We start from the raw sequence: 19,995 nt of genomic DNA, 5'->3' as shown, positions 1-19,995 counted from the left end.
CTGTATTTGTTTTATTGGTCTTTATTTTAGCTCTTTTCCAAACCCATTGCAAATGACACGGCACTGAATTATTTCGCTCATTTTGCCGGTTTGCAGTTTGGCATCGTGTCTGTTAGGGTAATGAATAGATTGTGATTCGGATGAAAATATGGAATGGTAAGGTGTGTCATTGTGAAATTATCAAAGAGATTATCGCAAATTTTGGAGCAGATCCCACGCGGCAGCAGGCTTGCAGATATCGGTTCCGATCATGCATTGCTTCCTGTGGCTGCTGTGGAAAGCGGAGCCGCGATCAAAGCGATCGCGGGTGAAGTGAATCCGGGACCTTACGACGCTGCCGTAAAGCAGGTTATGGAATCAGGAATGACCGAGGTGATCAGTGTACGGAGAGGAGACGGCTTGGATGTACTCTCAGCAGGTGAGGCTGATGTCATTACAATCGCGGGCATGGGCGGCAGCTTGATTGCCGCTATTTTGGACCGCGGCGAGGACAAGCTGGCCGGCGTGAACAGGCTGATCCTGCAGCCGAATGTCGGAGAGGACATTTTGCGTAAATGGCTGTACTCCCACGCTTGGGTGCTGATTGAGGAGTTCATTCTGGAGGAAGACGGCAAAATCTATGAGGTACTGGTTACGGAGCCCGCAGAATTGATGAATCTGACGAATGAGCAGGTGTATTCGGAAAGAACGATCGCTATGGGTGTTGAGTTGAATTTGGACTGGCTGCTGCGTATGGGACCTTGGCTGACAAAGACTCCGAATCCCGTATTCCACGATAAGTGGAAAGCCGAGATAGAGAAGATGAACTACATACTTCAATCGCTTTCGCGTTCGGATCAGGACTCGGCAGTCGGCAAGGCTAACGAGATTCGATCGGATATTGAATTTATTCAGGAGGTGCTGGCATGCTTGCCAAAGGACAAACGGTAATCCAATACATGGAGCAATTAGCCCCGAAGCATGTAGCCGAACCCGATGATCGGATCGGGCTGCAGCTCGGAACATTGCAGAAGGATATTCGGACGGTGCTCGTAGCACTGGATGTCAATGATGAAGTCGTGGATGAGGCTATCGAACTTGGTGCCGATCTCATTATCGCGCACCATGCTATAATATATCGTCCATTGAAACAGCTGCAGACAGACACGCCGATGGGCAAAGTATACGAAAAGCTGATTAAGCATGATATTGCCGTGTATGTGAGTCATACAAATCTCGACGTGACCGAAGGCGGCATGAATGATTGGATGGCTGAAGCATTGGGCATAGAGAACACGTCACCCATCCATGATATGCATAACGAGCAGCTGTCGAAGCTGGTGGTATTTGTACCGAAGAGCCATCATCAGGAGGTATTGGATGCCGTTCTGGGTGCAGGTGCAGGCTGGATCGGAAATTACAGCCACTGCAGCTTCAATATCGAGGGTTTTGGTACTTATGTGCCAAGAGAAGGCAGCAGTCCGTTTCAGGGCAAGGAAGGTCAAATGGAGCGGGCTAACGAGGTTCGAATTGAGACGATTGTTCCTCATACGATCCGGAACAAGGTCGTTGCGGCGATGCTTAAAGCGCATCCTTACGAAGAGGTGGCCTATGACTTGTATTCCATGGATCTGAAGGGAAGATCCCTCGGCCTTGGCCGAATTGGCAAGCTGAAGGAGCCCCTGACGCTGGCTGAGCTGGTGGAAGTGGTAAAGGAGAAGCTGGATGTCCCTCACGTTCGTGTCGTAGGGGAACTCGACCGCACCATACGGAAGGCGGCGGTCATCGGAGGTTCCGGAGGGCGCTATATGATGAAAGCTCTGTTCCGCGGCGCGGATGTGCTGGTTACAGGCGATGTGGATTATCATACGGCGCAGGATGCACTGGCTGCGGGACTTACCATTATTGATCCTGGGCATAATGCCGAGAAAATAATGAAGGTTAAGGTTGCCGAATGGATGGAGCAGAAGCTGCAGGAGCATAAGTATGACACTCGGGTCGTGGCTTCCCTTATTAATACGGAGCCGTTTCGGTTTATGTAGGTAAACGTCGTTATGTACAGGTTAGTGCTTGGAAGTTAATCCCCGCGAGCGAAACATGTATAAGCTGCTGTAAAAGTTTACAGGGTTGTGTATGGCTGCAAATCAAGCTATAATATATAATGTTGTCCGGAAAGTTTGACAGACAATCGCTGGCGGTGCAAGCCGCGAGAGGAAAGTCCGGGCTCCATAGGGCAGGGTGCTGGATAACGTCCAGTCAGCGCGAGTTGAAGGATAGTGCCACAGAAATGGACCGCCGATGACCGCTTCATTGCGGCACAGGCAAGGATGGAACCGAGGTGTAAGAGACCCCGAGGAACGCTGGTGACTTCGTTCCTGGTAAACCCCACCTGGAGCAAGACCTAATGGGACGCAGTTTCCTTCGAGGAGACAGCCTTAGCCCGAGGCGCGTCCGGGTTGGTCGCTTGAGTCGATTAGTAATGATCGGCCTAGATAGATGATTGTCGCTTATGGTGGCAGGGTAGTTCCCGCTATGACCACGAAGAGCACAGAACCCGGCTTACGGAAAACTTTCCCAACTGAACAACGGTTTATTTATATCTAATCCGTAAAGGTACAAACGCGTATTTTCTTACCGCTCCGTGTTGAGGAGTGTAAAGAGAATGCGCGTTTTTTCTTGATTCCGCGAAAATTAAAGGGGATGAATTGCCTCTCAAGGACAATCGTCCATACCAAATAGCCCCTTGAATAATAAGCTATAAGCATCAACGGAAAGGAGTTGCAAAAATATGTCTTGTCATAACGAAAATCCATGTCCTGTGTCGCCGATTATGTGCGAACCGATTGTAGTTGTTAGAGACCACTTTATACCGCAAATCGTACCTGTTATTCATCCAATTAAAGTGGTGGATAAAGTACACTGTGTGCCGGTGGAGAAACATGTATACACGTACAGCGAGGAAGAGGTAGTAACAGGCCCTGGAGGCTACGGCGGCGTTACCGTATCCAGCAAGCGGTCGAAGAAAGCGGCTGTACGCACTAGCCGTTCCCGCCGCAAGAAATAATATCGGAAGAAACTGTTGAACGGATAGAGAAATAAAGCAGCCAACGCTTGATGGGCGGAAGCTGCTTTATTCTTTATATTTATTATCGGTTAGACCCGTTTATTTTGCGAAGCTCGTGTTCCAGATTGCGTAACGCATGACCTGGCCATAACTGCAGAGGAACTTCCGAGGTGCCAACGGCCTTCAGAGATTGGAAAATATCGATCTGACCATGACCGTAATACTTATCCTTTCCCTTATCGCCAAGATCTACGGATTGTTTGATCATAGCATCCATAACTTCTTGATTTGTCAGGTCCGGGTTAAGAGAACGGATGAGCCCTGCCATGGCAGCTGCATGAGGACTGGCCATTGAGGTTCCGGAAAGAGCGGCGTACTGATTGCCTGGAAACGTACTGGCGATATTGGTTCCGGGGGCCGATACATCAATGTAGTCGCCGTAGTTGGAGTATTCCGCCCTCTTTTGATTCGAGTCCGTCGCTGCGACAGCAAGCACCTCAGGATAGGCAGCAGGATAACCAGGGCGCTCTGTGTTGTCATTGCCCGAGGCGGCAACCAGGACAACATCGCGATCATAGGCGTATTTTACAGCATCGTGTAAGAATTGAGAGTCTGCGTAGTTGCCAAGGCTCATATTTATGACTTTCGCTCCGTGATCTGTCGCCCAGATAATGCCCTCTGCTACAGCATAGGTTGTGCCGGAACCCGAGCTGTCAAGCGCTTTAACCGGCATGATTTTATTGTACCAGCTAACCCCGGCGACCCCTTCACCGTTGTTCACCAGAGCGCCGATAATGCCTGCCACATGCGTTCCGTGTCCGACATCGTCCAGCGGCTGCTGGTCATTGTCCACAATGTTGTAGCCTTCCACCAGCTGTCCATTCAAATCGGTATGCGTAAGATCGACTCCGGTGTCTATCACGGCGATGACAACATCCTCACTCCCTTTGGATAAATCCCAGCCGCGATTTGTCTCAATGACAGGCAAATTCCACTGATATTGGGAAAACAGCAGATCATTCGGAATATTGACCTGCGCATTTGCGCCATCCGGCAAGGCATCCGAGGACATCCGCGATTGAGGCAGACGGTCATTGGTTAAGTAAATATAGTGTGGCTCGGTATATTTGGTGTCCCAGTTCTTCTGGAAGTAGGCACGAAGATGTTGGTAGTCCATATTCTTGGACCGAAAAATATAAGCATAGCCAAGTTTCCTAGGGGTATCGCACGAAATCTCATTCCCGATGTGCTGAAGCTGCTGCTTTGTCGGTTCAGCCTGAAAAGACACAACGATTTCATTTTCGTAAAAATGGCTGGCCTTCTCATTATCATGACCGGTCTTGACGGTAATGTCAGAGAGTGTATCGGCATGAATGGATTCCACCCGGAACCTTCCTTCCTTCGGGTACGGGATCAAGCGCAGATTGCGCTTCTGGTGATTGCTGACCTCTTGAAGCACAGCCTGGTTAACCAGAGCGGCTGCACCATATTTTCCATCCTGGGATGGCTCCGCTACAACAAAATAAGGCTGCCCAGCAGCAGTGAATTTTGGTGAATCATACGCTTCGCCATGTTTGATCTTCTGCTGTGCCATCTGAAAATGGTGGGCAATCAGATCCTTATCCTTTTTACTCATCTTGGGAAGCTGACCTTGTATATCGGTCATTTTATTCTGCTTCAGGTTGTACCACCGAATTTGCTGAAAATGCTTGTGTGTTTTTTGCTCTTTCAGCGTATAGGCTTTAATTTGTCCGGCATTTCGTAAAGACTCGTTCTTCAGCATCTTGCTTAAGTGACCCCTTGCATCGAGCCGGTTTAATTTATCCGTAGCCTTGATGTCGCTTAACATGGTAAAGTTCTTGGCTTTATTCTCCTGCTGAGGCTGCAAAGGCTGTGATGGTTCGGCAGTTGGAGCCGGCTGCTTCGAACCCGGGGTGAACAGGGAGATCAGGAGCACGCCAAGAATAGACGCGGCACCGATGATGCTCCACATGGTACGTGACTTCACAAATTTTCCTCCTCGCCGTATTACGTATTTTAATTAGTCTTAGCGTGGGGAGTGAGAATCTATTTTATGCGTTCTCGAGGCATTGTGAAATTTAGGGTTGAATGGGAAAAATGATTTGTACTAAAAATAACCTTGTAAGTGTATTCATGATAGGGATTTCGTTATCCCAAAATTTGTGTTAGGATAGTACATATTAAAACGACCGTCAGGCAAAATGACCTGTATGGTCACGACCATTTAAGGGGGATCTATCGTAATGCCAGCAGACAATCTTCAGAAATTGTGCTCCGAATCCAGAGAAAAGTTGAAATCTGCTATTTCGATTATGGAAACATTTTTGAATGAACATGCTTTATCTCAATTGGTAACAGAACAGGACGAGGAAACCGTTCATTTTTACAAAGGATTTCTGTCAGATGTTCGCCATTTGCTTGTGTTTTCAGAAGTTTCCTATGAGAAGCTTGGTGTTGTACAGCGTCGCCCTAATTTTGATATCGATTTTGCCGAGAAGGCTTTGTATAACTTGTATCACCGCTGCGTGAATAGTTTTTTCTATCCGAAAAACGAAAGTTATTCGGAAGATGGCCGGTATGCTTACACCGGACAGGATGCCATCCGTTTTCGGAAGAAGCCGGTTCGACCAGCACGTGACGTCATTATGAATATTACCAAAATTTATGAAGAGCTTCGCGATGATCTTGCCTACTACGAAAGTGATTATTTAACGGAGCGCCGTATGCAATCCGAGAAAAGTCACGCTTAATACAAACAAGGAAAGAACAAGAGATGCCATACATTGGCATCTCTTTTTTGCGTGGTGACTCCTTAACACCAACTGACAATCATTCTTGTGCATACCAGCAGTTAACTCAGGAAAAAATGTTGACGAGGTGATGCTAAAATGGCCAACGAAGCCAAACCATTAGTTAAGTGCAGTGTAAGCAATTGCCATTACTGGGGAGAACAAAATTTATGTCACGCCGAGATGATTATGATCGAAATCGACCGTCATGCAAACGTAAAACTCAATGAGGAGTATGGAGCAGAGCCTTATGTGGACGATCACCAGGATGTTGCCGACAAGTCCTCAGAGACCTGCTGCCTTACCTTTAAGCCAAAGGGTTAAACGGAATGCCCGGAGTGCCGGATATTCTCCGGAAGCCGCTTATTAGAGATTGAAGGAAATGGAGGAGTTAGCAATGGATGATAAACACCGCGACAACAAGATAAAGATTGTGGATAGCAATCGGAACAGAGTGGACTTCCCTCGTAAAGATCACCGTGAGGAATACGCCGCTGAGGTTGCCCCGCCAATGGAAACGTCTGTGCGCAGCGTGGACGAGGATGATGCAACAGGCTTGTCTGCAGGCCGCACGGCAGGATATGTCGGCTTGGTAATGGGTATTGCCTCCCTGTTTATGTGGTCGGTGATTCTGGGCCCCATCGCAACGGTTGTTGGTTATTATGCTTATAGTAAAGGCAGCAAAACAACGGGGGCATGGTCAATGGGTCTTGGCATATTGGCAACGCTCAGTTATTTTATCCTGATTCCTTTCAGCAGATAAATCATTTTATATGGGCGGGTCATCCATCAAAAAGGGTGATCCGCAATTTTTTTGTCGAAGGGGTATAGCAGATTGTTCCAATTCCATGGTAAAATGAAAGGACAAGTTTGAAATTTTTGCGGGAGAAAGTGAGCCATATGATGCAGATCGATTCGATATCATGGAAGCAAATGACGGATGTACCACAGGTAAATACGAATTCCACCGGATCGGCAGCCGGTTTTGTGGATGTATTAAGCAGCCTGATTCAAGAAGAAGCCTCGTCCCAGCCGGTAGAGCGCTCCATTACGCAGCTTGCCCCTGGTGTTACCTTTAAGGATGGACTGCTGTGGCAGCAGCTTGGTGCCGTCCAGGAATCCAATTCGTATTATCCTGTAGAGGGAGCGCTGAATGACACGGGAGCGACCAAGCCCACGACATTTGAAGAATTAATTACATCAGCGGGGGAACGATATGGTGTGCCCGTATCACTGATCAAGGCGGTTATAGACGCGGAATCTTCTTTTGACCCGAATGCAGTATCGTCTGCAGGAGCAAAGGGATTGATGCAACTCATGGATGGGACGGCAAGGGGACTTGGGGTCAGCAACCCATTTGATCCGGCTCAGAATATTGAAGGTGGCACCAAATATTTATCCAATCTGATTCAGCGATTCGGCGGAGAATTGGCGATGGTGCTTGCAGCCTACAATGCAGGTCCGACACGAGTTGCAGGTTTGGGCGCGTCCAGTGATGAGGAGCTTATGTCGATGATACATATGTTACCTGAGGAAACCCAGGCTTATGTTGGAAAAGTGATGGATGCACAGTCGAAATACAGTTTATAATCCCGCTTCGGGATGAATAGTAAACCTGATAGAGATCAAACGATAAGCATGACTTCGTCCGATTGAGATGGAGTGCGGCTTTACCGTTTGGTCTTTTTGTGTAAATATAAAGGTCTGGAATGATATGATTTACAACATGCGATGGCGTAAGAATGGAAAGGGGAAATAACCTTGATATATTGGGATCACGCTGCAACGACCCCTCCTTTTGATGAAGTAGTGGATACGATGTCCGAAGTGATGAAGAAACATTACGCGAACCCGTCTGCTCTTCACCGCTCAGGGGAGGCAGCCGCTAAACTTCTGAGAAGGGCAAGGGAGGTCTGCGCAGCATCACTTGATGTTCTGCCATCAGAGCTCGTATTTACGTCTGGTGCAACGGAAGGCAATAACATGGCTATTAAAGGGTCCGCGATGCAGTACAGCAGCCGGGGGCGCCATATCATCACAACGGGAACAGAGCATCCTTCGGTTTATGAATGCTGCAAACAGCTGGAATCGCTTGGCTGGGAAGTAACCTATCTTCCAGTCGATGCTGCTGGTGTGGTTGATCTTGATGTCTTGAAGGAAGCTGTTCGTAAAGATACCGTACTTGTCAGCATCATGCATGTGAATAATGAGTCTGGCGCCATCCAGCCACTGGCTGATATTGGTCGGATCGTGAAGGAAGTGAATTCGCGCACACTCTTTCATGTCGATGGCGTGCAGGGATTTGGCAAGCTGCCCGTAGCCATCTCCGAGTGGCAAGCGGATTTGTACAGCTTGTCCGCCCACAAATTCAACGGTCCAAGAGGGATGGGGGTCCTGTACGTTAAGCAAGGGGTTCAGCTCTTTCCGTTGATATCTGGTGGATCACAGGAAAATGGACTGCGGGCAGGAACGGAGAATGTCGCAGGTGCGGTTGCCATGTCGAAGGCCATGCGGCTATCCCAAGAGAGACAACCTGAGCTCTACGCCCGGATGATGGAACTGAGGGAGCTTCTGTTCCAGGGTATACGCAAAATACCCGGTTTGGTGTTAAACAGCAATGAGTTAGGCGCGCCGCATATTATTCATTTTTCCTATCCGGGTCTAAGACCGGAGGTGATGGTTCATGCCCTGGAAGAGATGGGAATGCTTATATCAACCAAATCCGCCTGTTCTTCCAAATTAAGCGAGCCCAGTCGGGTCTTGCTTGCTATGGGTAAAAGCATGGAGGTAGCTTCTTCCGGAATCCGCATCAGTCTCGGTAAAGAGCATCAGCTCGGCGATGCGGCTCGATTCGTGGAGGTTTTGGCTAATGCGTGCAGTAAACTGCGTCCCATTATAGAAAGAGAGGGTAACCGAAGATGACTTATGATATGCTGCTGCTTCGCTTTGGCGAATTTACCCTAAAAGGCAAAAACCGCAACCGATTCGAGAAATCGGTGTTAAATCATATTCGAAACGTGCTTAAACCGTATCCAGGAGCCAAAATTTTGAAGGAATACGGTCGTTTGTATATTGAGCTGAACGGAGAACCTCCCGAGATTCTGATCCATGCCCTCAAGAAGGTGTTTGGGCTTGTTTCGATCAGCCCTGTTCGTGTATGTCCATCCGAGCTTGACCCCATTATTGCTACAGCAGTTGAGTTTGTAGGACAGAAGGAATTAACCGATACAACAACCTTCAAGGTCAATGCCAGAAGAGTATGGAAGCAGTTCCCCCATTCCTCACAAGAGATGAATCATCTGGTCGGTTCCCCTCTGCTGCGCACCTATCCTCAGCTTAAAGTAAAGGTGAAGAAGCCGGATATTGAGCTGCGCGTGGAAATTCGTGAGAATGAGACGTACCTCTATTATGAAGTCATTCCAGGGGCAGGCGGGTATCCGCTCGGCACAAACGGCAAGGCCATGCTGCTCCTCTCTGGTGGGATTGACAGTCCTGTAGCCGGTTGGTCGGCCATGCGCAGGGGCCTCGAAATTGAATGCGTTCATTTCTACAGCTTCCCTTACACGAGCCAGCTGGCCAAGGAAAAAGTAATGGAATTGACAAGACTGTTATCCGGTTATACCGGCAAAATCAAGCTACATCTCGTACCATTCACCGATGTGCAAACTTCTTTTGTCGGCATTGGGCAGGATAATCTGATTATTACCTTCATGCGCAGGGCGATGCTTCGTATTGCTTCCTCGCTCGCTGAGCGTGAAGGGGCCTTGGCCATTGTGACCGGGGACAGTCTCGGACAAGTAGCCAGTCAGACACTGCCCAGCATGAATGTCATTGGCAGAGCAACCGAATTGCCTCTGCTTCGGCCGCTTGTCATGATGGATAAGAATGATATCATTAATATCGCAATGGACATCGGTACGTTTGAGACGTCGATTTTACCGTATGAGGACTGCTGCACGTTATTTGTGCCTAAATCTCCAACTACGAATCCGAACCTGAACATTATCGAGAAAGTGGAGGCCTCGTTAACTCGGCTCCCTGCTCTGCTTCAGGCTGCGGTTGAAGGCACGGAGACTGTCATCATTACGCCTGACAGCAAGATCGGTACGATGGCTGAGAAGAATGAAGAGTTCACAGTAAACGAAGACTGGTTCTAGATTTTATCCAGAATCAGGTTATATTCGTATATAAACGCAGATGAAACAAAAGTTGAAAAACACCCCAAGGCTGATCCCCTGGGGTGTTTTGTTCGTACAGTAGGATATTGATTAGGAGAGGGTGGAGGACTGACGCCGCTGCACAGATCGTTTCTTCAGATGCCCTGCCGTCAGTACGCCCACAATAATGGCCGCAATGAACAGGTATTTAATGATCAGATGTCCTTCAAAGTAGCCGAGGAAATGCTTCTCATCGGTAATCATGGAGGATGCCGTGAATGCAAGTACAGCAGAGCCTACATAAATGATCCAAGGGAACCGGTTGATCAATTTGATAAACAAGGTACTGCCCCACACCACGATGGGAACGCTGATGAGAAGACCCACGGTAACAAGAATCATATTGTGCTTGGCTGCTCCTGCAACAGCAATTACGTTGTCCAGCCCCATGGCGGCATCGGCAACAATAATGGTGCGAATCGCGGCTCCAAGGCTTTTACCAGCTTTTATATTGTCGTGATCATTGTTGTCGTCCGTCATCAATTTGTAGGCAATCCCGATCAGGAGTACGCCTCCAACGAGCAGAAGCCAAGGGATATTGAGCAGCCATACAACAAGAATGGTGGCTATGATACGAAGAATAACCGCTCCGGCCGTACCGTAGATGATTGCTTTTTTCTGGGTTTCCTTCGGAAGGTTGCGTGCCGCAAGGCCGATCACAATGGCATTGTCTCCGGCTAAGATCAAATCCAGAAACACAATGTTGATTAGTGCGAGAAAAAATTCAGCGGTTGTGGTTTCCATGAATGTCACTCCTCTTAAAATACGGTTCCACAATAAACAAAGTGGATTTATTATAGGCCTATTTTTCCCGATGTGCAAGCATAGCTTGGACAATTACCACATATGTGTAGAGTGGGGGTGTTGTTCTTGTGGAGACGATTGTTTTGTTGGGACAGATATTGCTGATTAACCTTGTACTCAGTGGTGATAACGCCCTGGTCATAGCGATGGCCAGCAGGGACCTTCCTGAATTGCACCGCAAACGGGCGGTCTGGATCGGAACGGGCGCAGCGGTTCTTCTGAGGTGCATTCTGACTTTTGCTGCGGTTCTGCTGCTCAAAATCCCGTTTTTGCAAGCTGGCGGTGCACTGCTCCTGATCTGGATCGCCATAAAACTAATGACACAAAAAGAGCATGAGGATGTTGCCATGTCCCGATCCTTGACGATATGGGCAGCGGTCAATACCATTCTGGTTGCTGATTTTGTGATGAGCCTGGACAATGTGCTGGCTATTGCGGGCCTGGCAAATGGTGACCTTGCCCTGATTGTCATCGGCATCCTGTTAAGCATTCCCATTGTTGTATGGGGAAGCGGGCTGATCTCTAAGCTGCTTCATCATTTCCCCGTGCTGCTCTACATAGGAGCCGGTATTCTAGCATTTACGGCAGGCGAAATGCTCATACAAGACTCGCGCGTCGGTCTGCTTCTGGCTTCCTGGATGCCGTATGCCCATAACGCGCTGCCAATCGTCATTGCAGGGGCTGTCGTTCTGATTGGAGGACTGCAGACGATAAGGCGGCCGGGGACATAATCCGGTTCATAACATATGGAACGGGTGAGACTCCGGTAATAAAATAGGAAACTGGAAACAAAAGGATGGACTGCATCGGCAGCCATCTTTTTTTGTTTGCTTAAGGCATATGCTGCAGGGCGATGCTATTTTTGAGTGGAACAAACTCAAGATATGGTTTTTTTTGTCGGTTTGGGCTAAAATTAACGTAACCACTTATTTTATAAACCGCTATTTTGGGTGATACATATTAATGAGGAGAGGGTGATCAAATGTCCTCCAGAAAAGATTTGGCGCTGGGTATATTCATCGTTGTCGCTGGAGTCGTTATTTTGCTCGGCAAGCTGGGTGTGTTTGGATTTTTAGGCAGAACATTATGGCCGCTGGTTCTGCTGCTGCCGGGTATTTTTCTGCATATCATGTTTTTTGGTCGCCGTGCCTCTGCCGCCATCCTCATACCGGGCGGTATTCTAACGGTTTACGGGATCCTGTTCTTCATATGCAATATTGGAGGATGGGGACTGATGGCTTCATTATGGCCTGTGTTGATTCTTGGCGTTGCCGTTGGCCTGTATGAGTATTATCTGTATGAGACTCCGCGTCCCGGTGCTGCACTGCCTGTTGCGCTTGGACTTACGCTGCTCTCTATTCTGATTTTTATATTCACCTGGCTAGAGACCGGGGGATTCTATCTTATTGCCCTGATCTTAATTGCTGCAGGCATTTGGATGATCCTCGGCCGTAATCGCTCTAGACGGAATAATAAATGGAGCAGAGGCTGGTAATTGGTAAGAGATAAATGTTACTGGAAGTTTTCTGAAAAGACTTGATTTTCCCGCTCGTTTACCTATATTATAGGAAGTATGTTGAAGCGTCGGCATGTCGTCCGGCGCTTTCTTTGTGGCTCATTCGAATAGAAGGGATTTGAGATATATTTATGCAATCAAGAGATCAGATTCGCAACATTGCCATTATTGCTCACGTTGACCATGGCAAAACAACACTTGTAGACCAACTGCTGCAGCAGTCCGGTATTTTTCGGGAGCATGAGACGCTGCAGGAGCGCGCGATGGACTCCAATGATTTGGAGCGCGAACGCGGAATTACCATTCTAGCCAAAAATACGGCTATTACGTATAAAGATTTCTTGATTAACATTGTGGATACACCTGGACACGCCGATTTCGGCGGTGAAGTAGAGCGTATTATGAAAATGGTCGACGGCGTTCTGCTCGTGGTTGACGCTTATGAGGGCTGTATGCCTCAGACCAAGTTTGTATTAGGCAAAGCGCTTGCACATAACTTGACGCCAATCGTTGTAGTTAACAAAATCGACCGCCCAGCGGCTCGCCCCGCTGAAGTTATTGATGAAGTCCTGGACCTGTTCATCGAGCTTGGAGCGAACGACGACCAATTGGACTTCCCTGTTGTATATGCATCAGCCTTGAACGGTACTTCAAGTTTGGATGCCGATAAGCAGGATGATAACATGCTTGCTCTTTACGAAACCATTATTGACCATATTCCTTCCCCTACCGAAAAAGTGGACGAGCCTCTTCAGTTCCTCGTAACCTTGATGGATTACAATGAATATCTTGGCCGCATCGCCGTTGGTCGTGTGAACCGCGGGATTATTAAGCAAGGTCAGCCGGTAACCGTTATGCTTCGCGACGGTTCCACCAAGAATGCCCGTATCGAGAAACTGTTCGGTTTCCAAGGACTGAAGCGGATTGAAGTTGCTGAAGCAGGAGCAGGAGACATTGTGGCGATCGCGGGAATTAAAGATATTAATATCGGAGAAACCATTGCCGATCCCCAACATCCCGAGGCACTTCCAGTTCTTAAAATTGACGAACCTACTCTGCAAATGACGTTCCTTGTAAACAACAGTCCTTTTGCCGGACGCGAGGGTAAATGGGTAACATCCCGTAAACTGCGTGACCGTCTCTTCAAAGAGCTGGAAACAGACGTAAGTTTGAGAGTGGATGAAACCGACAGCCCGGATGCGTACATCGTTTCAGGTCGCGGTGAGCTTCACCTCGGTATTCTGATTGAGAATATGCGTCGCGAAGGCTACGAGCTTCAAGTGTCCAAGCCTGAGGTTATCGTCAGAGAAATCGACGGTGCCAAAATGGAGCCGATCGAACGTCTGATGATCGACGTGCCTGAAGAAAGCACAGGCGCTGTAATGGAGAGCCTCGGTGCTCGCAAGGCCGAGATGGTGAACATGGTGAACAACGGCAACGGACAAGTGCGTCTGGAGTTCCTGATTCCGGCCCGCGGCCTTATCGGTTACCGTACACACTTCTTGACGCTGACTCGCGGTTACGGCATCATGAACCACGCATTCGACAGCTATGGACCGCTTATCGGCGGCCAAGTCGGCGGACGTCACCAAGGCGTTCTGGTTTCTACGGAGAACGGCTCTACAACGTTCTACGGGATGATGTCGGTTGAGGATCGCGGAACCCTGTTCCTGGAGCCGGGTACTGAAATTTATGAGGGCATGATCGTCGGGGAACATACCCGCGATAACGATATCGTTGTAAATATCTGTAAAGAGAAGCAATTGACCAACGTTCGTTCGGCAACTAAGGATGATACGGTTAAATTGAAAACACCGGTCATCTTCTCATTGGAACAGGCTCTGGAGTACTTGAATGATGACGAGTATTGCGAGATTACACCGAAGTCCGTTCGTCTTCGCAAGAAGATCCTGAACAAGAGTGAGCGCGAGCGTGCAGAAAAACATCGTAAAATGGCGCAAGCAAATCTATAATAGATAGAGATCTACTTGTCCATAAAGGAGTGAACCTATCATGCAAGAATGGTTTGCCTCGCACCCGCTCATCTCCTATATTGTCATTTTTGTGCTGATCACCTACGTTTACAACAAGGTATTCCGTGTAAAGCAGAAGCTTCCTTTATTAAAGGAAATTCTGCTGTATATCTTGATGGCCTTGGGTTCGGCGATACTGCTTGTGTTTCAGATCGACAAGCTGCCGATTATCCAATGTTTGTTAGTAGCTGTGGCATTGATGCTGATGGTGCGTATTCGTTACTTTGTCGAAGATCGTCAGAAGAAGAAGTCCCAGGCTGAGCCTAAGTCTTAGGCCTTGTAGAAATTTAGCAGCTATGGCAACAACTATACGGCAACTTTTTGTCAGTCCCCATCGTTTATAAGAGAGAGAAGTCAACAACCATGGTCCGGTAAATGCTTCGATATTTGAAGCGTTTATCGGACATTCATCTAATTTGAATGAAATCAGGTGTTATGATATGAATTCTAATCATACCAATCTCCCTCCGAGAGCCAAAAGTGGGGGGAAGGGCAAGAAACAGCCAGTGCCAAAAAAGAAAAAAAGTCCATGGAAATCATTTTTTAAATTTGTTCTTATCGTACTGTTAATCGCAGTCTTGGCAGCAGCAGGTTATGCCGGATACCTGTTCGTCAAGGGGAATCAGGTTATTGAAAAAAGCGGGATCGACAAGCCTGTAGCACCTGGACAATCCGCAAAAGAAAAGCCGCTCACCGTGCTTCTCTTGGGTACGGATCATCGGCCGGAGACCGGAACTTATTTGACGGATGTGGTAATGGTGGCCACCATGCATCCGGAAACCAATTCGTCAACGCTGGTATCACTCCCTCGGGATACGCTGATTGAACTTGAAGGATATAAGTCATCCAAACTCAACGCTTATTATCCAAGGTTTAAAGCAGCATACAATGCAGCTGAGAAGAAGGAGCCGGGCAGCGGTATTCCGGCTGAAGAAGAAATGAAAGTGATGATGAGTAAATATCTTGGCGTTAATATCGACTATGTGACGGTTATCGATTTTCAGGGCTTCCGTGATGTTGTGGATACGTTCGGCGGTGTAGACGTTAACGTTCAATACAATATGTGCCATCGGGATTCGGTGGATGGAACTGATATTAACCTGACGGTGGGTCCGCAGAAGCTTGATGGCAAGAAGGCGCTAGATTATGTACGTTACCGCAAATCTATGAACTGTAGTCCGAAGACCAAGGAATCCAACGACTTTGATCGCAACGCTCGTCAAAGCGAGGTGCTGCATTCCCTGCTCGACAGGATGAAATCGTTCGGTGGCGTTACGAAGGTTGGCAATGCGCTAGATGCGGTTAGTGACAATATGACCACCGATTTCGAGCAGCAGCAGATCCGAGATTTGCTTATGACTTATTATGATATTGGAAAAGAAGATGTTAAATTTATGCCAATAACCGGTGAGTGGAGAAGTCCTAACGTCTACATTAATAACGATGAACTGGATGCAGCAAGACAAGCACTGCAAGACGAACTTGCTGGCAAACACAATGCACAGGGGACAGAAGCGGATTCTAAAGCAACTCCGTGACAATTGAAGGCAAGTTTTATCGTATGGTATAATACAATGTATCAGATGGAGATCATTGTACAGGAGGCCGAAGGAATGCCCTACCTCATGATGCATACGACACACCCATTGATCCACCAGAATCGGCAGACTGATGAGGATGCCCATGCGTTTGTGCGGGCAGAATCCATCCGCAGATGGGAATCATGCAGATGCCATCCTTCTGATTCCATGTCCCAGATGACAGGTTCATTCGGCATGGATGTCAAATTTACACCAAATTCGGCACAGCACTCCGAATACGATACGGGTCATGTCTCCGATGCAGCAGCATTGCTGGTTCGAGGCGTTGTTATGACCATGAAAAAAGCCCAGTGAGCATTCACTGGGCTTTTTTGTATGAAATTTGGAGACGCTTGACGGACAAACTCGGCTTATGACGGATGAACCACCAATCCAAAGACGATTCATCGTCAGACACTGCTATTTCTTGTGCTGAGGTTTGGCTGGCGCATGGTGGTTATTCGGTTTTACCGTCTGAGCTCCGACATCCTCCGCACTACCGTCTCTTGGCGTTACATCTTTAGGCAGCTGAGGGATGATGCGGCCTACGATGTCTGCAAGCTCGCTGGCAACGCCTGAGACTGGATGACCTTGCTGGATATGGCGGCCAAGTTCAGCAATGCGGTTCGAAACGTCCAGATCAGCGGTAACCAGTGCGTTGGCACCTGCTGGATCCTTTTGAAGGGCTTCAGCGACTGTGTATTTGATGCTTCCGACTTCTGCACGATCTAAATCTCCATCCACATTAAGACCAACAACAGCGGTTTTACCCATGACTACACAGTTTGCGTTTTTCACGCCGGGCACACTTTCAGCAAGTGATTTCAGGTGATTTGCGGTAGTGGTATCAACTTTCCCGTTGTTGTCATTCACGTTACCGACTTGCCCTGAATTGGTGTTATTCGGAGTTGTACCGTCTACATTGTTAGTGGTATAACCTCTGTTCCCATTCATGTTGTTAACATTGTTCACTGTGGTTCCATTGGTTTTATTACGAGGAGAGGGTGATGCATTGTGATTTGGGGTCCCGCAGCCTGCGAGCAAAAACACCGTTAGCATGATGGATAGAGCAGCTCTCATGGATTGATCTGTCCTTTCGTAGTAGAGTTCACTAAATTACTCCAGTCGCTAAGCTTATTATGTCCGGGACGGAAAGGTTTATGTGTGTACCTGATGAAGAAGCAGTGGAGGGATAAGATGAAAAAAATATTTGTGCTGGATACGAACGTACTGCTGCATGATCCTCAATCGATCTATGCATTCGAGGAGCATGAAGTCATCATTCCTGCGGTGGTTCTTGAAGAGATTGACTCCAAAAAGCGAAATGCCGATGAGATTGGCCGTAATGCCAGAACGGTCTCCCGTTTGCTTGACGGGTTAAGAGAACAGGGGCACCTGCATGATGGGGTTCACCTGGAGAATGGCGGGACATTGAAGGTTGAGCTGAATCATCGGAGCTTTGTCAAGGTACAGGAGTTATTTAGCGAGGCATCCAACGACAACCGCATTCTGGCTGTCGCGTTGAATTATAAATTGGAGGAGGATCCAAAGGACGCTGGAAGACCCGTCGTGCTGGTCAGTAAGGATGTGCTCGTTCGAATCAAGGCGGATGTGCTCGGATTAACGACACAGGACTATTTATCAGACCGGACGGCGGATCCAAGTGAATTGTATTCCGGATTCTCCACATTAAAGGTGCATCCTTCGGTCATCGATGAATTTTACAGTTACCGTTATCTGCCTATTAAACCTCTTCAATTGTCCTACACGCTGTACCCGCATGAATTTGTTATCCTGAAGGACGAGATGGGTTCAGGGAAGTCTGCGCTGCTTCATGTAAATGAAGACGCAACAAGATTGGAGCCCCTTCATCTAAGCAATGAACCTGTATGGGGCATCAGCGCACGAAATGCCCAGCAGCGCATGGCGATTGAATTGCTTCTGAATGACGACATTCCACTTGTCACCATAACGGGGAAAGCCGGAACGGGCAAAACGCTGTTGGCATTGGCAGCGGGTCTGTCCAAGGTCGAGGATGAACATAAATACAAGAAACTTCTGATCGCACGCCCGGTCGTCCCCATGGGAAAGGATATCGGTTATTTGCCTGGTGAGAAGGACGAGAAATTAAGACCTTGGATGCAGCCGATATATGACAATCTCGAGTACCTGTTCGATACAAAAAAATCGGGAGATATCGATAAAATACTGATGGGGCTGGGCAGCATCCAGGTGGAGGCATTAACTTATATCAGGGGCCGCTCGATTCCGGGTCAATTCATCATTGTGGATGAGGCCCAGAACTTGTCCCGCCATGAGGTCAAAACGATTGTCTCCCGTGCTGGAGAAGGGAGCAAGGTCATCCTGATGGGGGATCCGGAACAGATTGATCACCCATATCTGGATGCAGTGAGCAATGGCCTGACTTATGTGGTAGAACGTTTCAAACAAGAGAGTTTAAGCGGTCATATTACGCTGACAAAAGGGGAACGTTCCAAGCTGGCGCAGCTGGCAGCGGATCTGTTGTAATCCTTATATTTCCCGAGAAATGATGATGAAGAATAATCATAATGATATGGGCTGCCTATGATCAGCGGGCAGTCCTATTTGTCTTCGGTTTTTAACAAAATATGGACTAGATAAATATTAAAAAAGATAGGACAAGAGCACTAGAAGTTTGGTAAAATAAGGGCATGTGCCTGCAGAAGGAGTGAAGATGGGATATGAAGCGGAAAAAATATTGGTTCCTGTTCGCCATTTTACTGTTGTCCTTATCCAGTTTATCTCCCAGTTTTGACTTCACTCACAATACAAGAAGAGAACCGCCGGGGGATGAGCCGATCCCTCCACAGCAAAGGCCGGATATTCCGGATCGTGATCTGGGTCCTGTTAAAGTCGGAGTTCAGTTGAACGGTGATGAGATGCGGCAGCTTAAAGCGATCAATGAGCGGTTTAAGGAGGAGACGGGGGCGGAGATCGAAATCGTTCCTCTGGAAACCAATGAAGAGCAGCTAGAGTCTTTTTTGCTTCAGATGACCCTTGGAGAAGGGCCCGACGTTTTATTGATGGATACACACTATATTAAAGCGCTTGCAATGAACGGCTATTTATTGCCGATTGATGCATCGCAAGCGGTCATGCCTGGCGGCGATACCTTGAGCGGTCTTCTGCCGCCGCTGCAGTGGAACGGATATCAATGGGGGATGCCATTTGATATAGATCCCTATGTGATGACCTGGCAGGCCAAAGAGAAGGACGGTACTGTATTCAAAATGCCGGAGAGCCGTAAGGCGTGGCAGGAATTTTTTGAGCTACATAAAGAAACCCCTGTGATCTCATTTGATCCGAATGATCCATATGCGTTCGGTGCAGCAGTCCACTTGTTGGAAGGTGATCCTTCCAAGCCGGAGCAAGAGGTGCTGGATATGCTGATTCACAACAGGAAGCAAATGATGGAAACGAACCAAGTCGAGGAGGATACTCCGAGGAACACTGAGGAACCGTCTTCTCCATCCTCTGGGAAGGGGGAGGCACCGGTGGTCATTGAACCCTATTCTAGCTTTTCAGACAAGGATACCGAAGGTTTATCTCTTGCCCTTGCGATGGGAAAGACCCATTTGAACACACCTGTCGTCCGGACGAGAAGTTTTGCGGTAGCCGCGCACACGGAATCCCCCGCCTTAGCGATGAAATGGATTACCTATATGACAGATAAAGATATTCAGCATGAATGGAGTAAAGACGTCGGAACTTTGCCGGTTGTTTCGGAGCTGTATGTTACGGGTGCAGCCTTAAGAGATCGGGGCATCTGGCAAAAAGCGGCCGTGCCGGCTCAAGTGCTGCTCTCCCGGAATGAAGCGGCTGCTCTGGAATTCGGGGATGCGGAAGGTTTTCTTACCTATTCCGAGTCGGCACGCCGATTGCTGCTTGGGGAAATGACGAGGGAAGAATATATGAGGTTGTACAGGTCTGATCAACACGAATAATTAAAA

The 19,995-nt window shown here is 48.0% G+C and carries 20 protein-coding genes and 1 other RNA gene; 18 read left to right on the top strand and 3 right to left on the bottom strand.

Annotation, left to right across the window (positions count from 1 at the left end; genetic code table 11):
• Positions 1 to 171: 171 nt before the first annotated feature.
• The 4 genes from PGL02S_RS19095 (at position 172) to PGL02S_RS19080 (ending at position 3,043) form a co-directional block, all read left to right on the top strand.
• The gene (locus tag PGL02S_RS19095; RefSeq protein WP_036644433.1) at positions 172 to 930 is read left to right on the top strand and encodes a tRNA (adenine(22)-N(1))-methyltransferase; all 759 of its coding nucleotides are present in this window, start codon (positions 172 to 174) and stop codon (positions 928 to 930) included.
• Positions 906 to 2,021, top strand: coding sequence for a Nif3-like dinuclear metal center hexameric protein (locus tag PGL02S_RS19090; RefSeq protein ID WP_036644431.1), 1,116 nt, complete (start codon positions 906 to 908; stop codon positions 2,019 to 2,021). The genes PGL02S_RS19095 and PGL02S_RS19090 overlap by 25 nt, the downstream gene beginning before the upstream one ends.
• A gap of 130 nt (positions 2,022 to 2,151) precedes the next feature.
• Positions 2,152 to 2,556: RNase P RNA component class A (rnpB, locus tag PGL02S_RS19085), an RNA gene on the top strand.
• 211 nt (positions 2,557 to 2,767) lie between these two features.
• Positions 2,768 to 3,043 carry a hypothetical protein gene (locus PGL02S_RS19080; protein ID WP_036644428.1) on the top strand — a complete coding sequence of 92 codons (276 nt, stop codon included), beginning with the start codon at positions 2,768 to 2,770 and terminating at the stop codon, positions 3,041 to 3,043.
• 82 nt (positions 3,044 to 3,125) lie between these two features.
• Here the strand turns inward: PGL02S_RS19080 and PGL02S_RS19075 are convergent, their stop codons facing one another.
• Positions 3,126 to 5,051 carry a S8 family peptidase gene (locus tag PGL02S_RS19075; protein WP_081742875.1) on the bottom strand — a complete coding sequence of 642 codons (1,926 nt, stop codon included), beginning with the start codon at positions 5,049 to 5,051 and terminating at the stop codon, positions 3,126 to 3,128.
• Between the two features lie 256 nt (positions 5,052 to 5,307).
• Here PGL02S_RS19075 and PGL02S_RS19070 point away from each other — a divergent pair, with 256 nt between their 5' ends.
• The 6 genes from PGL02S_RS19070 to thiI all read left to right on the top strand — a co-directional run bounded on the left by PGL02S_RS19070 (position 5,308) and on the right by thiI (position 10,010).
• Positions 5,308 to 5,814, top strand: coding sequence for a YpuI family protein (locus tag PGL02S_RS19070; protein WP_006209041.1), 507 nt, complete (start codon positions 5,308 to 5,310; stop codon positions 5,812 to 5,814).
• A 138-nt stretch (positions 5,815 to 5,952) separates the two neighbouring features.
• Positions 5,953 to 6,177, top strand: a complete 225-nt coding sequence (locus PGL02S_RS19065) for a DUF1540 domain-containing protein (protein ID WP_006209042.1) — start codon at positions 5,953 to 5,955, stop codon at positions 6,175 to 6,177.
• A 73-nt stretch (positions 6,178 to 6,250) separates the two neighbouring features.
• Positions 6,251 to 6,616 (top strand): hypothetical protein, encoded by a 366-nt coding sequence (locus PGL02S_RS19060; protein WP_006209043.1) that lies wholly within the window; start codon positions 6,251 to 6,253, stop codon positions 6,614 to 6,616.
• Positions 6,617 to 6,756: 140 nt separating this feature from the next.
• On the top strand, positions 6,757 to 7,443 hold the full coding sequence (locus PGL02S_RS19055; RefSeq protein ID WP_036644586.1) for a lytic transglycosylase domain-containing protein: 687 nt from the start codon (positions 6,757 to 6,759) through the stop codon (positions 7,441 to 7,443).
• 171 nt (positions 7,444 to 7,614) lie between these two features.
• Positions 7,615 to 8,775, top strand: a complete 1,161-nt coding sequence (locus tag PGL02S_RS19050; RefSeq protein WP_036644426.1) for a cysteine desulfurase family protein — start codon at positions 7,615 to 7,617, stop codon at positions 8,773 to 8,775.
• The gene (gene thiI / locus PGL02S_RS19045) at positions 8,772 to 10,010 is read left to right on the top strand and encodes a tRNA uracil 4-sulfurtransferase ThiI (protein ID WP_036644423.1); all 1,239 of its coding nucleotides are present in this window, start codon (positions 8,772 to 8,774) and stop codon (positions 10,008 to 10,010) included. The genes PGL02S_RS19050 and thiI overlap by 4 nt, the downstream gene beginning before the upstream one ends.
• 111 nt (positions 10,011 to 10,121) lie before the next feature.
• Here the strand turns inward: thiI and PGL02S_RS19040 are convergent, their stop codons facing one another.
• Positions 10,122 to 10,814, bottom strand: coding sequence for a TerC family protein (locus tag PGL02S_RS19040; protein ID WP_036644421.1), 693 nt, complete (start codon positions 10,812 to 10,814; stop codon positions 10,122 to 10,124).
• Between the two features lie 128 nt (positions 10,815 to 10,942).
• On the opposite strand from PGL02S_RS19040, the gene PGL02S_RS19035 reads away from it, so the two are divergent.
• The 6 genes from PGL02S_RS19035 (at position 10,943) to PGL02S_RS19010 (ending at position 16,318) form a co-directional block, all read left to right on the top strand.
• Positions 10,943 to 11,605, top strand: a complete 663-nt coding sequence (locus tag PGL02S_RS19035; RefSeq protein ID WP_036644419.1) for a TerC family protein — start codon at positions 10,943 to 10,945, stop codon at positions 11,603 to 11,605.
• 251 nt (positions 11,606 to 11,856) lie between these two features.
• On the top strand, positions 11,857 to 12,369 hold the full coding sequence (locus PGL02S_RS19030; RefSeq protein WP_036644418.1) for a hypothetical protein: 513 nt from the start codon (positions 11,857 to 11,859) through the stop codon (positions 12,367 to 12,369).
• Between the two features lie 152 nt (positions 12,370 to 12,521).
• The gene (gene typA, locus PGL02S_RS19025) at positions 12,522 to 14,363 is read left to right on the top strand and encodes a translational GTPase TypA (RefSeq protein WP_006209051.1); all 1,842 of its coding nucleotides are present in this window, start codon (positions 12,522 to 12,524) and stop codon (positions 14,361 to 14,363) included.
• 40 nt (positions 14,364 to 14,403) lie between these two features.
• A complete protein-coding gene (locus PGL02S_RS19020; protein WP_006209052.1) occupies positions 14,404 to 14,697 on the top strand; it encodes a YlaH-like family protein in 294 nt (97 codons plus the stop codon).
• Positions 14,698 to 14,863: 166 nt separating this feature from the next.
• Positions 14,864 to 15,961, top strand: coding sequence for an LCP family protein (locus tag PGL02S_RS19015; protein WP_036644416.1), 1,098 nt, complete (start codon positions 14,864 to 14,866; stop codon positions 15,959 to 15,961).
• 36 nt (positions 15,962 to 15,997) lie between these two features.
• On the top strand, positions 15,998 to 16,318 hold the full coding sequence (locus tag PGL02S_RS19010) for a hypothetical protein (protein WP_218029251.1): 321 nt from the start codon (positions 15,998 to 16,000) through the stop codon (positions 16,316 to 16,318).
• A gap of 105 nt (positions 16,319 to 16,423) precedes the next feature.
• On the opposite strand, the gene PGL02S_RS19005 is transcribed toward PGL02S_RS19010, so the two are convergent.
• Positions 16,424 to 17,062 (bottom strand): YhcN/YlaJ family sporulation lipoprotein, encoded by a 639-nt coding sequence (locus tag PGL02S_RS19005; RefSeq protein ID WP_379431993.1) that lies wholly within the window; start codon positions 17,060 to 17,062, stop codon positions 16,424 to 16,426.
• 138 nt (positions 17,063 to 17,200) lie between these two features.
• Between PGL02S_RS19005 and PGL02S_RS19000 the strand changes: the two genes are divergently transcribed.
• Positions 17,201 to 18,532, top strand: a complete 1,332-nt coding sequence (locus PGL02S_RS19000; protein ID WP_036644409.1) for a PhoH family protein — start codon at positions 17,201 to 17,203, stop codon at positions 18,530 to 18,532.
• Positions 18,533 to 18,726: 194 nt separating this feature from the next.
• The gene (locus PGL02S_RS18995; protein WP_036644406.1) at positions 18,727 to 19,989 is read left to right on the top strand and encodes an extracellular solute-binding protein; all 1,263 of its coding nucleotides are present in this window, start codon (positions 18,727 to 18,729) and stop codon (positions 19,987 to 19,989) included.
• The last annotated feature ends 6 nt before the right edge of the window (positions 19,990 to 19,995 follow it).

The organism is Paenibacillus glucanolyticus NBRC 15330 (assembly GCF_004000885.1).
In the GTDB taxonomy this organism is placed as follows: Bacteria; Bacillota; Bacilli; order Paenibacillales; family Paenibacillaceae; genus Paenibacillus_AQ; species Paenibacillus_AQ glucanolyticus.
The sequence above is the reverse complement of the archived record's forward strand: the minus strand, read 5'-3'. Positions and strand labels throughout refer to the sequence as shown.

What these genes read in the sequence shown, in the direction of transcription:
- PGL02S_RS19005 (WP_379431993.1), bottom strand. Translation starts at nt 17,062, where the DNA reads ATGCTAACGGTGTTTTTGCTCGCAGGCTGCGGGACCCCAAATCACAAT.
- PGL02S_RS19060 (WP_006209043.1), top strand. Translation starts at nt 6,251, where the DNA reads ATGGATGATAAACACCGCGACAACAAGATAAAGATTGTGGATAGCAAT.
- typA (WP_006209051.1), top strand. Translation starts at nt 12,522, where the DNA reads ATGCAATCAAGAGATCAGATTCGCAACATTGCCATTATTGCTCACGTT.
- PGL02S_RS19055 (WP_036644586.1), top strand. Translation starts at nt 6,757, where the DNA reads ATGCAGATCGATTCGATATCATGGAAGCAAATGACGGATGTACCACAG.
- PGL02S_RS19030 (WP_036644418.1), top strand. Translation starts at nt 11,857, where the DNA reads ATGTCCTCCAGAAAAGATTTGGCGCTGGGTATATTCATCGTTGTCGCT.
- PGL02S_RS19020 (WP_006209052.1), top strand. Translation starts at nt 14,404, where the DNA reads ATGCAAGAATGGTTTGCCTCGCACCCGCTCATCTCCTATATTGTCATT.
- PGL02S_RS18995 (WP_036644406.1), top strand. Translation starts at nt 18,727, where the DNA reads ATGAAGCGGAAAAAATATTGGTTCCTGTTCGCCATTTTACTGTTGTCC.
- PGL02S_RS19090 (WP_036644431.1), top strand. Translation starts at nt 906, where the DNA reads ATGCTTGCCAAAGGACAAACGGTAATCCAATACATGGAGCAATTAGCC.
- PGL02S_RS19040 (WP_036644421.1), bottom strand. Translation starts at nt 10,814, where the DNA reads ATGGAAACCACAACCGCTGAATTTTTTCTCGCACTAATCAACATTGTG.
- PGL02S_RS19070 (WP_006209041.1), top strand. Translation starts at nt 5,308, where the DNA reads ATGCCAGCAGACAATCTTCAGAAATTGTGCTCCGAATCCAGAGAAAAG.
- PGL02S_RS19010 (WP_218029251.1), top strand. Translation starts at nt 15,998, where the DNA reads ATGTATCAGATGGAGATCATTGTACAGGAGGCCGAAGGAATGCCCTAC.
- thiI (WP_036644423.1), top strand. Translation starts at nt 8,772, where the DNA reads ATGACTTATGATATGCTGCTGCTTCGCTTTGGCGAATTTACCCTAAAA.
- PGL02S_RS19015 (WP_036644416.1), top strand. Translation starts at nt 14,864, where the DNA reads ATGAATTCTAATCATACCAATCTCCCTCCGAGAGCCAAAAGTGGGGGG.
- PGL02S_RS19065 (WP_006209042.1), top strand. Translation starts at nt 5,953, where the DNA reads ATGGCCAACGAAGCCAAACCATTAGTTAAGTGCAGTGTAAGCAATTGC.
- PGL02S_RS19000 (WP_036644409.1), top strand. Translation starts at nt 17,201, where the DNA reads ATGAAAAAAATATTTGTGCTGGATACGAACGTACTGCTGCATGATCCT.
- PGL02S_RS19080 (WP_036644428.1), top strand. Translation starts at nt 2,768, where the DNA reads ATGTCTTGTCATAACGAAAATCCATGTCCTGTGTCGCCGATTATGTGC.